Annotated in this window: 14 protein-coding genes; 9 read left to right on the top strand and 5 right to left on the bottom strand. The window is 63.3% G+C overall.

The genetic code is table 11. From position 1 onward, the window contains the following. Positions 1-2 precede the first annotated feature (2 nt). From GCU53_RS22490 to GCU53_RS22480, 3 genes are all read left to right on the top strand, one after another. Positions 3-989 carry an alpha-L-glutamate ligase-like protein gene (locus GCU53_RS22490; protein WP_152389564.1) on the top strand — a complete coding sequence of 329 codons (987 nt, stop codon included), beginning with the start codon at positions 3-5 and terminating at the stop codon, positions 987-989. 96 nt (positions 990-1,085) lie between these two features. Further along, complete coding sequence (gene pabB / locus GCU53_RS22485) at positions 1,086-2,420, top strand: aminodeoxychorismate synthase component I (protein WP_152389563.1); 1,335 nt, start codon at positions 1,086-1,088, stop codon at positions 2,418-2,420. Positions 2,421-2,544: 124 nt separating this feature from the next. Beyond that, positions 2,545-3,279, top strand: a complete 735-nt coding sequence (locus GCU53_RS22480; protein WP_152389562.1) for a phosphoadenylyl-sulfate reductase — start codon at positions 2,545-2,547, stop codon at positions 3,277-3,279. A gap of 20 nt (positions 3,280-3,299) precedes the next feature. On the opposite strand, the gene cysB is transcribed toward GCU53_RS22480, so the two are convergent. Next, positions 3,300-4,274 carry an HTH-type transcriptional regulator CysB gene (gene cysB, locus GCU53_RS22475; RefSeq protein WP_152389561.1) on the bottom strand — a complete coding sequence of 325 codons (975 nt, stop codon included), beginning with the start codon at positions 4,272-4,274 and terminating at the stop codon, positions 3,300-3,302. A 349-nt stretch (positions 4,275-4,623) separates the two neighbouring features. On the opposite strand from cysB, the gene GCU53_RS22470 reads away from it, so the two are divergent. Continuing rightward, positions 4,624-5,700 (top strand): 3-deoxy-7-phosphoheptulonate synthase, encoded by a 1,077-nt coding sequence (locus GCU53_RS22470; RefSeq protein WP_152389560.1) that lies wholly within the window; start codon positions 4,624-4,626, stop codon positions 5,698-5,700. A gap of 57 nt (positions 5,701-5,757) precedes the next feature. Here GCU53_RS22470 and GCU53_RS22465 read toward each other — a convergent pair whose 3' ends face one another. Then, positions 5,758-6,030 (bottom strand): GNAT family N-acetyltransferase, encoded by a 273-nt coding sequence (locus tag GCU53_RS22465; protein ID WP_152389559.1) that lies wholly within the window; start codon positions 6,028-6,030, stop codon positions 5,758-5,760. A gap of 460 nt (positions 6,031-6,490) precedes the next feature. On the opposite strand from GCU53_RS22465, the gene GCU53_RS22460 reads away from it, so the two are divergent. Next, positions 6,491-6,745 (top strand): Lpp/OprI family alanine-zipper lipoprotein, encoded by a 255-nt coding sequence (locus tag GCU53_RS22460; protein WP_152389558.1) that lies wholly within the window; start codon positions 6,491-6,493, stop codon positions 6,743-6,745. Between the two features lie 120 nt (positions 6,746-6,865). Here the strand turns inward: GCU53_RS22460 and GCU53_RS22455 are convergent, their stop codons facing one another. From GCU53_RS22455 to GCU53_RS22445, 3 genes are all read right to left on the bottom strand, one after another. Then, positions 6,866-7,819 carry a L,D-transpeptidase family protein gene (locus GCU53_RS22455; protein ID WP_152389557.1) on the bottom strand — a complete coding sequence of 318 codons (954 nt, stop codon included), beginning with the start codon at positions 7,817-7,819 and terminating at the stop codon, positions 6,866-6,868. Between the two features lie 65 nt (positions 7,820-7,884). Further along, on the bottom strand, positions 7,885-8,178 hold the full coding sequence (locus GCU53_RS22450) for a hypothetical protein (RefSeq protein ID WP_152389556.1): 294 nt from the start codon (positions 8,176-8,178) through the stop codon (positions 7,885-7,887). 93 nt (positions 8,179-8,271) lie between these two features. After that, the gene (locus GCU53_RS22445) at positions 8,272-8,880 is read right to left on the bottom strand and encodes an arylesterase (RefSeq protein WP_208845389.1); all 609 of its coding nucleotides are present in this window, start codon (positions 8,878-8,880) and stop codon (positions 8,272-8,274) included. Positions 8,881-8,890: 10 nt separating this feature from the next. On the opposite strand from GCU53_RS22445, the gene GCU53_RS22440 reads away from it, so the two are divergent. Genes GCU53_RS22440 through thpR form a run of 4 tightly spaced genes read left to right on the top strand, consistent with a single transcriptional unit; the run spans position 8,891 to position 13,177 of the window. Continuing rightward, positions 8,891-9,571, top strand: a complete 681-nt coding sequence (locus GCU53_RS22440) for an ABC transporter ATP-binding protein (RefSeq protein WP_152389555.1) — start codon at positions 8,891-8,893, stop codon at positions 9,569-9,571. Continuing rightward, positions 9,572-12,073 (top strand): ABC transporter permease, encoded by a 2,502-nt coding sequence (locus GCU53_RS22435; protein ID WP_152389554.1) that lies wholly within the window; start codon positions 9,572-9,574, stop codon positions 12,071-12,073. Positions 12,074-12,124: 51 nt separating this feature from the next. Next, positions 12,125-12,622, top strand: coding sequence for a transcription elongation factor GreB (gene greB, locus GCU53_RS22430; protein WP_152389553.1), 498 nt, complete (start codon positions 12,125-12,127; stop codon positions 12,620-12,622). A gap of 24 nt (positions 12,623-12,646) precedes the next feature. Further along, complete coding sequence (gene thpR, locus GCU53_RS22425) at positions 12,647-13,177, top strand: RNA 2',3'-cyclic phosphodiesterase (RefSeq protein ID WP_152389552.1); 531 nt, start codon at positions 12,647-12,649, stop codon at positions 13,175-13,177. Position 13,178: the final 1 nt, after the last annotated feature.

The raw sequence follows: 13,178 nt of genomic DNA, 5'->3' as shown, positions 1-13,178 counted from the left end.
ACATGATCAACCTGTGGAAGAGATGGAAGGCCCTGGAAGCCAGGGGCATCATGGGCATCAATCGACGCAATGCGGACTACGTGCTGAAATACAACAAGCGCAGCCTGTATCCCATTGTCGACGACAAGATCATCACCAAGCAGCGCGCCATCGAGGCAGGCATCCATGTACCGGAGCTTTACGGGATCATCGAGACCGAGAAGGAGATCGAGAAGCTCGAGCAGATCATCGGCGAGCACAGCGACTTCGTGATCAAGCCGGCCCAGGGGGCCGGCGGCGACGGTATCATGGTCATCGCCGACCGCTTCGAGGGCCGCTACAAGACGGTGTCCGGCAAGATCGTCACCCACGATGAGCTCGAGCACCATATTTCCAGCATCCTCACCGGCCTCTATTCCCTCGGCGGGCATCGGGACCGGGCGCTGATCGAATACCGTGTCAAGCCCGATCCGATCTTCAAGAGCATCAGTTACGAGGGCGTACCGGACATCCGCATCATCGTGCTGATGGGCTATCCGGTGATGGCCATGCTGCGCCTGCCGACCCGCCAGTCCAGCGGCAAGGCCAATCTGCACCAGGGCGCCATCGGCGTCGGCGTCGACCTGGCCACCGGCATCACCCTGCGCGGCACCTGGCTGAACAACAAGATCGCCAAGCACCCGGACACCACCAATCCGGTCGACGGCGTGCAACTGCCCGACTGGGACGGCTTCATGAGGCTGGCGGCCGGCTGCTACGAACTCTGCGGTCTCGGCTACATCGGGGTCGACATGGTGCTGGACGAAACCAAGGGCCCCTTGATCCTCGAACTCAATGCCCGCCCGGGACTGAATATCCAGATCGCCAACGACTGTGGCCTGGCCCTGCGCACCCACAAGATCGAAGCTCATCTGGCCGAGCTGAAGGAGCGCGGCCTCCAGGAGACCCCGGCCGAGCGCGTGCGCTTCTCCCAGGAGCTGTTCGGCCACGTTCCCAGCGCAGCCATCTGACTGCTCCTCCGCCCCCTCGGGGGCGGATTGCTCTCCAGTCGGCACTCCAGAGCATCCGACGCTACAATCAGGCCTCGCCACAACCGACGCATCCGCATGCCCAGTTGCCGTACCCACGTCCTCCCTTATAGTGCCGACCCAACCCGCTATTTCGAGAGGATCCGCCAGGCACCCGGCGCCGTACTGTTCGATAGCGGCCAGCCGGCATCGCAGCGTGGCCGTTACGACCTGTTCAGTGCCTGGCCCCTGGCCTGCTTCAGTCCCGCCCCCGGCGAAACCGGCAGCGATTTTCTCCAGCGATTGCGTCAGGCCTCATCGAGCCTGGGTCATGCAGAAGCGCATGGACTTCCTTTCGCTGGCGGCCTGATGGGCTACCTGTCCTACGATTTCGCCCGTCGTCTCGAGCGTCTGCCCGACACGGCTTGCGATGACCTCGGCCTCCCCGACGCCCAGGTCGGCCTGTATGCCTGGGCAGTGATCACCGACCACCAGGCGCAAACGACCGCCCTCGTCTGCCATCCCAGCCTGGACACCAATGAATGCGAGCGTCTGAAACAACTGTTCTCTGCTCCGGCGGCAGCCCGGAATACGGCATTCCAGCTCGAGGCGGACTTCATGCCGGATCTGACTGCCAATGGCTATCGCCTGGCCATCGAGCGCATTCTCGCCTACATCCAGGCAGGCGACTGTTACCAGGTGAACTTCGCCCAGCGCTTCCAGGCACCCTTTCAGGGCGACCCCTGGACGGCCTACCAGGCTTTGCGCCGGGCCTGTCCGACCCCCTTCGCCGGATATCAGTCCCTGAATGACGGCGACGCCATTCTCAGCCTCTCGCCGGAGCGCTTTCTGCGCGTCACAGAGCGACAGGTGGAAACCCGTCCGATCAAGGGCACCCGCCCACGCGGCCGCAGCGTCGAGGAAGACAGGCTGTTAGCCGACGAACTTCAGCACAGCCCCAAGGACCGGGCCGAAAACCTGATGATTGTCGACCTGCTGCGCAACGACCTGAGCCGTAGCTGCCGCCCCGGCTCGGTGTGCGTTCCCCAACTGTTCGCCCTGGAGAGCTATCCGAACGTGCACCATCTGGTCAGTTGCGTCAGGGGTGAGCTGGCTCCGGGGAAGGATGCCCTGGACCTGCTCGCCGGCAGCTTTCCGGGCGGCTCCATCACCGGCGCACCGAAGATCCGCTCCATGCAGATCATCGAGGAGCTGGAAGGCAGGCGCCGCTCCATCTACTGCGGCTCGCTGTTCTACCTTGATGTGCGCGGCGAGCTGGACAGCTCGATCGCCATCCGCACCCTGCTGGCCCGCCATGGGCGAATCACCTGCTGGGGCGGTGGCGGCATCGTCGCCGACTCCGACTGGCAAGCGGAGTACCAGGAGTCCATCACCAAGGTACGCACCCTGCTGGATACTCTTCGCATGCTCTAGCCAGCCCTTCATAACGAAAATGAATCCATCGACAGGGATCGATTATTTAGGGAAGGAAACTTCCTTTGCTAGCATGCGCGACGCACAATTCCCAGCCGCTCATGACACCTAGGAAAATCGCCCGATGAAGCAAGCTGTTAACCTCGCCGAACTGGCCGCTGCCTGTGCCGGCAAATCGCCCCAGGAAATCCTGCAGGTCGCCTTCGATCATTTCGGCGACGATCTGTGGATTTCCTTCAGTGGCGCCGAAGACATCGTGTTGGTCGACATGGCCTGGAAGCTCAACAAGAACGTCAAGGTCTTCACCCTGGATACCGGCCGTCTGCATCCTGAAACCTACCGGTTCATCGAGCAGGTGCGCGAGCACTATGGCATGGCCATCGAGGTGCTTTCACCCGATGCCCGCCTCCTCGAACCGCTGGTCAGGGAAAAAGGACTGTTCAGCTTCTACAAGGATGGTCACGGCGAATGTTGCGGTATCCGCAAGATCGAACCGCTCAAGCGCAAACTCGCCACCGTCAGCGCCTGGGCCACCGGCCAGCGTCGTGATCAGAGTCCCGGGACTCGCAGCCAAGTGGCCGCGTTCGAGATGGATGGCGCCTTCTCCACGCCGGATAGGCCGCTGTACAAGTTCAATCCACTGGCACAGATGAGCAGCGAGGAAGTCTGGGGCTATATCCGCATGCTGGAAATTCCCTACAACCCGCTGCACGAGCGAGGCTACATCAGCATCGGCTGCGAACCCTGCACCCGACCGGTACTCCCCAACCAGCACGAGCGCGAAGGTCGCTGGTGGTGGGAAGAGGCCACCCACAAGGAATGCGGCCTGCATGCCGGCAACCTGGTCGGCAAGAGCTGATCCGGCCGGCATCCGCCCCGTCAGTATACTGGCAGCTCGATCCCCTCGAACAGCTCGTCCAACTCGGCCTTGTTGTGGCACTGCATGGCTTTGCTCAGCACAGGCCGGGTAAGGTGCGGGGCGAACTTCTCGATGAAGTCGCACATGAACCCGCGCAGAAAAGTGCCACGGCGGAAAGCGATCCTGGTTACGCTGGACTCGAAGAGCTCGCTGGCGTCGAGGGCAACCAGATCGCTGTCGAGCGTCTCGTCCACTGCCATCCGGGCCACGATGCCCACGCCAAGACCGAGCCGCACATAGGTCTTGATGACATCGGCATCGGCGGCGGTGAACACTACCCTGGGCGTCAGGCCGCGATTGAGGAAGGCCTCGTCCAGCTTGGAGCGCCCCGTGAAGCCGAATACATAGGTCACGATGGGATATTCGGCTACCGCCTCCAGCGTCAACTTGGGCAGCTTGGTCAGCGGATGTCCCTGTGGCACCACCACACAGCGATTCCAGCGATAGCATGGCATCATGATGAGATCACTGAACAGCTCCAGCCCTTCAGTGGCGATGGCGAAGTCGACAGTTCCGTCGGCCGCCATTTCGGCGATCTGCGTCGGCGTCCCTTGGTGCATGTGCAGGGAAACCTCCGGGTATTGCTGGATGAAGGCACTGATTACCGGCGGCAAGGCATAACGTGCCTGCGTGTGGGTCGTCGCAATGGACAGCGTGCCCTTCTTCTCGTTGGAGAATTCCTGGGCAATCTGCTTGATGCTTTCCACCTTGCGCAGGATTTCGCCGGCCGTGGTGATGATCCGCTCGCCTGCCGGCGTCACCCGCGTCAGGTGCTTGCCGCTGCGCGCAAAAACCTCCACCCCCAGCTCATCCTCCAGAAGGCGGATTTGCTTGCTGATGCCGGGCTGTGATGTGTAGAGGCTCTGGGCGGTGGCCGAGACATTGAGATCGTGGTGCGCCACTTCCCATATGTAACGCAGTTGCTGAAGCTTCATGGTTGTTCCTCAAACCAAGATAACGAACGCTCGCAAAATGACAGCATTCTTATAACCATTATTGATAGTTTATCGAATAAAGCCAGACGCTCCGTCAGCCAAACCACATTCATAGCCTCGGTTGGCCATACGGCACCGGGCATGCGGAGAGCACCCTCCCAGCTCTGACAGGACCGCCTCCGCATGCCGAACACCCGCCCCACACCCCATCACTCCGGTATTCTCCGAAAGCCCATTGTCGACGCTGCGCATAACGCGTTAAGGTTCCCTCCTCCCCCATTGCCTCACATGCCGCGCCCCGTCGTGCGGGGATGCCGGCGGCTGGCACCGTGACCTGACGAGTAACCCGATGGCCGATTTACCGATCAATGACATCAATATTGTCTCCAACGACCCCCTGATCACCCCCGAGCAGCTCAAGACCGAGATTCCCCTGAGCGCCACCGCCATGAACACCGTCTCCTGCGGTCGCGAAGTCATCCGCAACATTCTCGACGGCAGGGATCATCGCCTGTTCATGGTGGTCGGCCCGTGCTCCATCCACGACCTCAAGGCGGCGCATGAATACGCGGAGCGACTCAAGGAGCTCGCAGCCGAGGTTTCCGACACCCTGTTTCTGGTGATGCGCGTCTATTTCGAGAAGCCTCGCACCACCGTCGGCTGGAAAGGCCTCATCAATGATCCCTATCTGGACGACACCTTCAAGATCCAGGAGGGACTGCACATTGCTCGCCAACTGCTGCTCGATATTGCCGAAATGGGCCTGCCGACAGCTGGCGAAGCCTTGGATCCGATCTCTCCACAGTACCTGCAGGACCTGTTCAGCTGGTCGGCCATTGGTGCTCGCACCACTGAATCCCAGACTCACCGCGAGCTGGCCTCCGGCCTGTCGTCTGCCGTCGGCTTCAAGAACGGTACGGATGGCAGCCTGACCGTTGCAATCAACGCGCTGCAGTCGGTTTCCAGACCCCACCGCTTCCTGGGTATCAACCAGCAAGGCAGCGTCTCCATCGTGGAGACCAAGGGCAATACCTACGGACACGTCGTTCTACGCGGCGGCAATGGCAAGCCCAACTACGATTCGGTCAGCGTCGCCATCTGCGAGCAGGAGCTGCGCAAGGCCGGCATCCTGCCGAACATCATGGTGGACTGCAGTCACGCCAACTCGAACAAGGATCCCGCCCTGCAGCCCCTGGTGATGGCCAACGTCGCCAACCAGATTCTCGAGGGCAACTCGTCCATCATAGGCCTGATGGTGGAAAGCAATCTGGGCTGGGGCAGCCAGTCGATTCCTGCCAACCTGAACGACCTCAAGTACGGAGTTTCCATCACCGACGCCTGTATCGACTGGGACACCACGGTCGCTGCGGTACGCGACATGCACGCCAAGCTCAGGGATGTCCTGCCGAAACGAAAACGCTCCTGAGCACGAGACACAACAACGCCGGGACATCCCGGCGTTTTGCTGCTCGCTCCCACCCCTTCAGGACTGCCGCTGTTGACGCTCAATGTAGCGCTCGACGTAGGAGCAGGACGGAATCACCGTGTACCCCATGCGCCTGGCATAATCGAGCGCCTCGGCCGTCAGGGCGGCGGCGATACCGCGGCCACGCAAGGAGGCAGGAACATAGGTTCGGTAGATGTCCAAGGTATTCTTGCCCAGGTCCATATAGGCCAGATAGGCACGATGACCATCTACGACAGCCTCGAACTGATGTCCGGTCCGATCATGATGAATGGATAATGCCTCGCTCATTCCGTCTCCCCTCAAGTCGTGTCTTATTTTTGTACGCTTCGTACCTTAGGCCCTTTTGCCAACGAAGAACTACCTGAATCCGCCCCTATCCGACCATGGACCACTGCTTTCTTTTTCGCTTTCTGTGTAGCACGCCCCGGGAAGAGCCGCCCCCCTTATCGGATGAGCAGCAAGCCCTCCTCTCTCGTCTCCACAGTCCCACATCAACACGGGCAGTGGCACGAACGTACAAGGCCGATTCAGCAAGCCTTTTCGAGCCTGGATAGAGCCTTCCAATGCATGGCCCTGGATAAATTTTAGACAATTCCATGAATTCTTCGGATTTATCCAGAAAAAAACATAGCAGCCCTGCCTGTGCTCAGTTTACTTACTAAAAGTTATAGGTAGTATGTTGCTCGGCGAATTTCCCTCGCATGGGAAATTGCTTTTAAGATGAAAGCCACCTCAAAAGGGGAACATGATGAACAACGCTCTGAAAATTTCTGCTCTGACTTTGGCCGCCCTGCTGGCCGCTGGTTGCAGCAGCGCCTCCAAAGAAACTACCGAAGCTCGCATGACCGCCACCGAAGACGCAGCTGCTCGCGCCCAGGCTCGCGCTGACGAAGCCTACCGCAAAGCCGACGAAGCTCTGGCAGCCGCTCAGCGCGCTCAGCAGACCGCTGACGAAGCCAACGAGCGCGCTCTGCGCATGCTGGAAAAAGCCAGCCGCAAGTAATTTTTTTAGAGACAAAAAAGCCGACCCACAACTGGGTCGGCTTTTTTATTGGAGGGCTGCGGAAAAAATCAACACAGCCTCTTCATCAACTTGTCAACTTGCAGAAACCCCGAGTACTTCTCAGATATCCGATCCATTAGTGGTGCTGGCCAGCCCTGATTCCGGCCCGGATATTTCAATCGGCAAACCATCTTCGGCCGCCACTACTTCTCGCACAACTTCCCAATCCAATCGCCGCTGCCCCAACAAATCAGTGCGCTTGAGCAACTCGTCAACCAATGCCGCATGCTTGTCTACGACGGAAGAGTTCGAAGATTCGTCCTCCAGCGGAGCATGAGCCTCCAGGTAGACCTTGCCTTCCGAGATGCCGAACTTGTAAGGCTCGTTGATGATACGAACCTTGGTTCCTACCGGTACCATACTCGCCAGCTGCAGCACATTATGATTCAGCATGCGGAAACACCCGTGACTGACCCGCATGCCGATACCGAACTTCTTGTTCGAGCCATGAATCAGATAGCCGGACAGACCCAAAGTGAACTTGAAGGGCCCCAAGGGGTTGTCCGGGCCCGCCGGGACCACGGTCGGCAGAGGATCGCCATCGGCGGCATGCTCCTCGCGAATCGATTTCGGCGGATACCAGGCCGGGTCCTTGACCTTTCCGGTGATGCGGGTTTCAGCGATGGGAGACCCCCAACCCTCGCGCCCGATTCCCAGAGGATAGGTATGCACCACATTCTGATCCTTGGGGAAGTAATACATACGGTACTCGGCCAGATTGATGACGATTCCCTCCCGGGGACCGGACGGCAGTATGTAACGCGTAGGCAGAATCACCTCGGTTCCGGCTCCAGGCAGCCAGGGATCCACGCCCGGATTGGCCGCGACCATTTCCAGATAGCCGATGTCGTTGGCCTGGCCGATATCGGCGAAAGTGTCCTCGTACTTGGCCTTGATGACCTGTACCTGCCCGATCACATCCTCTCCGGGCGGAGGGAGCGGCAGTTCCAAGGCCGCCAGAGGAGCACTCAACAGCACCAAAAAAGGCACGGAAACAGCGAAACGCGCAAGCATCGAGACAATCCTTGGCATGGGTAGCCCAAGTGAGGGTGCCTGATTGTACCCCATCATCGAAGCGTTTAGCCAAGCACCCAAGGAATGGACCAGCCCACACAGTCGCCTCGACGCTGTGCCTCCAGGGCCGCCCGACAGGCCGGGCACAGCCGCTCATCGCGTAGCAAGGGCTTGGTCAGCCCGTGCCAGCGCGGCTGTGCCGGCAGCAGGCTACCGCACAGGGTCCGATCGATCTGGCCGCCGAGCTCCAGCTGACGGCCGACCAGATGCAGACGCACCTCGCGACAGGCGAAGAGATCGAGCTGCTCATCCGGCTCGATCAGGTAATAGGCATGCAAAGACCAGGCAGGACGCGGCATCGGGGGCTCCAGAAAGGGGGCGCAACATTAGCCGAAAGGGCATGCGCGGAAAAGCCCGGAAGGCCCCCTTTGCGGAAACTTACTGCCGGCCTCTCAGAGCAGCGGCTCCAAGGTAGGCCAGAGATTGTCCAGCATCTTCGGCTGGGCCTTCACGGTCGGGTGGATGCCATCGGCCTGCATCATCCCGGGCACGCCCCCCACCCCCTCGAGAAAGAACGGCACCAGCGGCACCTGCTTCTCCTCGGCCAGGGTCGCAAAGACCTGGCTGAAGGCCTGGTTGTAGCGGGGCCCATAGTTCGGCGGGAGCTGCATGCCGAGCAGCACGACTCGCGCCCCGCTGGCGTGCGAGCGTTCGATCATCGCCGCAAGATTCTGCTGCAATTGCTGCGGAGGCTGTCCACGCAGGCCATCGTTCCCGCCCAACTCGATGATCACCAGATTCGGACGGTGAGTGGCGAGCAGTCCGGGGAGGCGCGCGAGGCCGCCGGCAGTGGTGTCGCCACTGATCGAGGCATTCACCACACGGTGCTCCAGCCCCCGTTCAGTGAGACGCCTTTCCAGCAGGGCAACCCAGCCCTGGCTGGTTTCCACGCCCAAAGCGGCGCTGATACTATCGCCAACGATCAGTACGGTACCCGCCAGCGCTCCCTGCGCCCAGAAAAGCAGCGAAGTCAGCATACCGCCCAGCAACCACCCACGCATTGGAATCTCCATGAACTCGAGCATTCTTGTTGCGCAGAACCTTAGCAAAGTGGTTTCCAGTGCGGAAGGCGAGCTGACCATCCTCCACGGGCTCGATCTCGAGCTCCCCCATGGCGCAAGCCTGGCCATCGTCGGCAGCTCCGGCTCCGGCAAGTCGACCCTGCTCGGTCTTCTGGCCGGGCTCGATCTGCCCAGCACCGGCGAGGTCGTCCTGGCCGGTCACAGCCTCGCCGGCCTCGACGAGGATCGCCGGGCGCGGATCCGTGCCGAGCATGTGGGCTTCGTCTTCCAGTCGTTCCAGTTGCTCGATACGCTCGACGCCCTGGCGAATGTCATGCTTCCCCTCGAGCTGGAAGGCCGCATCGATGCCCGTACGCGCGCCCGCGAACTGCTCGAACGGGTGGGACTCGGCCAGCGCCTCACCCACTACCCGAAGCAACTCTCCGGCGGCGAGCAGCAGCGCGTCGCCATCGCCCGCGCCTTCGCCGCCGAGCCGGACATCCTCTTCGCCGACGAACCGACCGGCAATCTGGACAGTCAGACCGGCGAACGGATCAGCGATCTGCTCTTCGCCCTCAATCGGGAGCGCGGGACCACACTGGTACTGGTCACCCACGACGAGCGCCTCGCCCGGCGCTGCGAACGCTCCATACGCCTGGAAGCCGGCCGCCTGGTCGCCTCGGAGTCCTGAATGGATCTGCCCTTTCTCCGCCTGCTGGATCTGGCCGTCCGCCAGTTGCTGCGCGATGCCCGCGCCGGAGAATTGCGGGTATTGTTCTTCGCCCTGCTGGTGGCGGTGACGGCGACCACTGCCATCGGTTATTTCGGGGCTCGCCTGAATGCCAGCATGCTGTTGCGCGCTACCGAATTCCTCGGTGCCGACCTGCGCCTGAGCGGCAGTTCTGCGGCCGCCCCGGAGCAGTTGGCAGCCGGCACGGCGCTGGGGCTTGAGCATGCCAGGGTCGTCGAGTTCTCCAGCGTCATCGCCACCGACACAGCCATCCAGCTGGCCAGCGTCAAGGCCGCCGACAGCACTTACCCCTTGCGGGGGGAGCTGAGGAGCGCTCCAGCCCCCTACCAGCCTGACACCCGTGGCCCGGGCCCCGCCCCGGGCGAGGCCTGGGCCGAGGCACGCCTGCTGGCGGCCCTGAACCTCAGGGTCGGAGACAGCTTCGAGGTAGGCGAAAAGACCCTGCGCCTGACCCGCGTCCTCACCCACGAGCCGGACCGCGCCGGAAATTTCTACAGTCTCACGCCGAGGGTGCTGATGCACCTCGACGATCTGGCCGCCACCGGCGTGGTCCAGCCCGGCAGCCGGGTGCGCTATCGCGAGCTGTGGCGTGGCAGCCCGGAGGCGCTCCAGGCCTATCGCCAGCAGGTGACGCCGCTGCTCGCCGCCGGCCAGCGCCTGGAGGATGCGCGCGCCGGCAATCGCCAGATAGGCAGTGCACTGGCGCGCGGCGAGCGCTACCTGAATCTGGCGAGTCTGGCCGCAGTGCTGCTGGCGGGAATCGCCGTGGCCCTGTCGGCGGCGCGCTTCGCGACCCGCCGCTTCGACGCTAGCGCCCTGCTGCGCTGCCTCGGCCTGTCGCGCCGCGCCACTCTCAGTCTCTACGGTCTGCAGCTCGGCCTGCTCGGCCTGCTCGCCTGCAGCCTGGGCGCCGGACTGGGCTGGCTCGCCCAGCAGGGGCTGTTCTGGTTGCTCCATGGCCTGCTGCCGGCCGAGGTTCCGGCTGCCGGCCTGATGCCGGCGCTGGCCGGCAGCGCCACGGGGCTGGTCGCCCTGGCCGGCTTCGCCCTGCCGCCGCTCGCCGCCCTCGGCCGGGTACCACCACTGCGGGTTCTGCGACGCGATCTCATGCCGGTACCGCCTGGCGCCTGGCTGACCTACGGCGCCGCCCTGCTGGCACTCGGCCTGATCATGTGGCGGCTCAGTCTGGACCTGCGACTGACCCTGGCCCTGCTCGGCGGCGGCCTGCTCGCCGCATTCGCCCTCGGCGCCCTGCTGCTGTTCGGTTTGCGCACCCTGCGACGCCTCCTGGCCACGGCCCCCCTGGCCTGGCGACTGGGAATCGGCCAGCTGCTGCGCCACCCCCTCTCCGCCGCCGGACAGACCCTGGCCTTCGGTCTGATCCTGCTGGCCATGGCCCTGGTGGCCCTGCTGCGCAGCGAATTGCTGGATACCTGGCAAAGCCAGCTGCCGGAACAGGCACCCAACCATTTCGCCCTGAATGTCCTGCCGGCGGAAAAAGAGCGCTTCATGGCGGAAGTGACGCGCATCGCCCCGCAGAGCGCCCCCCTCTACCCGGTGGTGATGGGGCGCCTGACCGCCATCAACGGCGAACCGGTCAGGCGGATCGTCAGCAAGGAGTCCCGTGGCGAGCGCGCCACCCAGCGCGACCTCAACCTGACCTGGGCCGAACAGCTGCCTGCCGACAACCGCCTGAGCGCCGGCCGGTGGTGGGACCAGTTGGACGACAGCGAGCTGCCCGGGGTCTCGGTCGAGGCCGAACTGGCCAAGAGCCTCGAGCTCAAGCTCGGCGACCGCCTTACCTTCAGCGTCGGCGGCATCATCCGCGATGCACGGGTCAGCAGCCTGCGCGAAGTGCATTGGGACAGCTTCCAGCCGAACTTCTACATGATCTTCCAGCCCGGTACCCTGCAGGACCTCCCGGCTACCTACCTGACCAGCTTCTATCTGCCGCCCGGCCAGGATGCCGAAGTGGTTCGCCTGGCACGCAGCTTCCCCACAGTGACGCTGCTCCAGGTCGAGGCCCTGCTGGCCCAGCTGCGCGGCATCCTCGCCCAGGTCACCCTGGCGGTGGAATACGTGCTGCTGTTCGTCCTCGCCGCCGGCCTCTGCGTGCTGTTCGCCGGGCTGCAGGCGACCCTCGACGAACGTCTTCGCCAGGGCGCCCTCCTACGTGCCCTGGGCGCCGGCAGACGTCTGCTGGTGCAGACCCGGCGCCTGGAGTTCGCCCTGCTCGGGGCATTCAGCGGCCTGCTCGCCGCGCTGGGCTGCGAACTGGTCAGTGCGCTGCTCTACCGCTTCGCCTTCGACCTGCCCTGGCGTCCCCATCCCTGGCTGCTGCTGCTGCCGGCGCTCGGCGCGCTGCTGGTGGGCGCCGCCGGGCTGCTGGGCACGCAGCGGGCCCTGAATGCCAGCCCGCTGCAGGTATTGCGGGAAGGCTGAACCCGCATCAGGTTTGGTTATCCTCACTCTCTTCCGACACCATCGAGTCCCATGAGCCGTTATCGACCGCCCCGTTCCGCCGGAACGCCCCTGATCACTCCCGAAGGCGAAGCGCGTCTGCGCGCCGAGCTGCACGAACTCTGGCATGTGCGTCGCCCGCAGGTAACCCAGGCGGTCAGCGAAGCTGCCGCCCAGGGTGATCGCTCGGAGAACGCCGAGTACACGTACGGCAAGAAGATGCTGCGGGAAATCGACAGCCGGGTACGCTTTCTCACCAAGCGGCTGGAGAAACTCAAGGTGGTCGGCGAGCGCCCCGCCGACCTGAACAAGGTCTACTTCGGCGCCTGGGTCACCCTGGAGGACGAGGATGGCGAACAGGCCCGCTACCGCATCGTCGGTCCGGACGAGCTGGACCTGAAACAGAACCTGATCAGCATCGACGCCCCGCTCGCCCGAGCCCTGGTCGGCAAGCAGCTGGACGCCGAGATCCGGGTGCCGACGCCCACCGGGGAAAAGACCTGGTACCTGGTTGCGATCGACTACCCTTGAGCCGAAGGTTGCGAGGGGGAAGCCATGAGCATCAAGAACCTGCGCCTGTTCTTCGGCCTGCCCCTGCCGCACCGACAGGCCGACGCGATCGACGCCTGGCGCAACGGATTGGGACTCGACGGTCGCCTGGTTGCCAGGCGCAACCTGCACCTGACCCTGGCCTTTCTCGGCAGTCAGCTGGTCGAACGCCTGGAGGAGCTGCAGCAACTGGCCGGCCGGATACGGCTGGAAGGCTTCGCGTTGAAGCTGGACCGTCTGGAGGCTGGCCGCCACGGCCTCGTCTCCCTGGGCACCAGCCAACCACCGGAAGCCCTGCTGCGGCTGGCCGGGGAGCTGCACCGGATACTGCGCGGCGCCGGCTACGCCCTCGACGAGCGTGTCTTCTGGCCGCACCTCACCCTGGCCCGGGACTGCCGGAAACGTCCGCCCTCCGACTGCCCCCCGGACTTCAGCTGGACGGCCGAACGCTTCGTCCTGTTCCACTCGACGAGCGACGAACAGGGTACTGTCTATCACCCCCTGTTCCACTGGCCGCTGGCCATGCCGGGCCTCTGAG

The organism is Azotobacter salinestris (assembly GCF_009363155.1).
Classification (GTDB): Bacteria; Pseudomonadota; Gammaproteobacteria; order Pseudomonadales; family Pseudomonadaceae; genus Azotobacter; species Azotobacter salinestris.
The sequence above is the reverse complement of the archived record's forward strand: the minus strand, read 5'-3'. Positions and strand labels throughout refer to the sequence as shown.

Excerpts from the sequence above, each read along its gene's own strand:
- GCU53_RS22455 (WP_152389557.1), bottom strand. The coding sequence starts at position 7,819 with ATGCTTGCGCGTTTCGCTGTTTCCGTGCCTTTTTTGGTGCTGTTGAGT.
- GCU53_RS22470 (WP_152389560.1), top strand. The coding sequence starts at position 4,624 with ATGGCCGATTTACCGATCAATGACATCAATATTGTCTCCAACGACCCC.
- GCU53_RS22490 (WP_152389564.1), top strand. The coding sequence starts at position 3 with ATGATCAACCTGTGGAAGAGATGGAAGGCCCTGGAAGCCAGGGGCATC.
- GCU53_RS22480 (WP_152389562.1), top strand. The coding sequence starts at position 2,545 with ATGAAGCAAGCTGTTAACCTCGCCGAACTGGCCGCTGCCTGTGCCGGC.
- GCU53_RS22435 (WP_152389554.1), top strand. The coding sequence starts at position 9,572 with ATGGATCTGCCCTTTCTCCGCCTGCTGGATCTGGCCGTCCGCCAGTTG.
- pabB (WP_152389563.1), top strand. The coding sequence starts at position 1,086 with ATGCCCAGTTGCCGTACCCACGTCCTCCCTTATAGTGCCGACCCAACC.
- GCU53_RS22460 (WP_152389558.1), top strand. The coding sequence starts at position 6,491 with ATGAACAACGCTCTGAAAATTTCTGCTCTGACTTTGGCCGCCCTGCTG.
- greB (WP_152389553.1), top strand. The coding sequence starts at position 12,125 with ATGAGCCGTTATCGACCGCCCCGTTCCGCCGGAACGCCCCTGATCACT.
- GCU53_RS22465 (WP_152389559.1), bottom strand. The coding sequence starts at position 6,030 with ATGAGCGAGGCATTATCCATTCATCATGATCGGACCGGACATCAGTTC.
- GCU53_RS22450 (WP_152389556.1), bottom strand. The coding sequence starts at position 8,178 with ATGCCGCGTCCTGCCTGGTCTTTGCATGCCTATTACCTGATCGAGCCG.
- GCU53_RS22445 (WP_208845389.1), bottom strand. The coding sequence starts at position 8,880 with ATGCGTGGGTGGTTGCTGGGCGGTATGCTGACTTCGCTGCTTTTCTGG.
- GCU53_RS22440 (WP_152389555.1), top strand. The coding sequence starts at position 8,891 with ATGAACTCGAGCATTCTTGTTGCGCAGAACCTTAGCAAAGTGGTTTCC.
- cysB (WP_152389561.1), bottom strand. The coding sequence starts at position 4,274 with ATGAAGCTTCAGCAACTGCGTTACATATGGGAAGTGGCGCACCACGAT.
- thpR (WP_152389552.1), top strand. The coding sequence starts at position 12,647 with ATGAGCATCAAGAACCTGCGCCTGTTCTTCGGCCTGCCCCTGCCGCAC.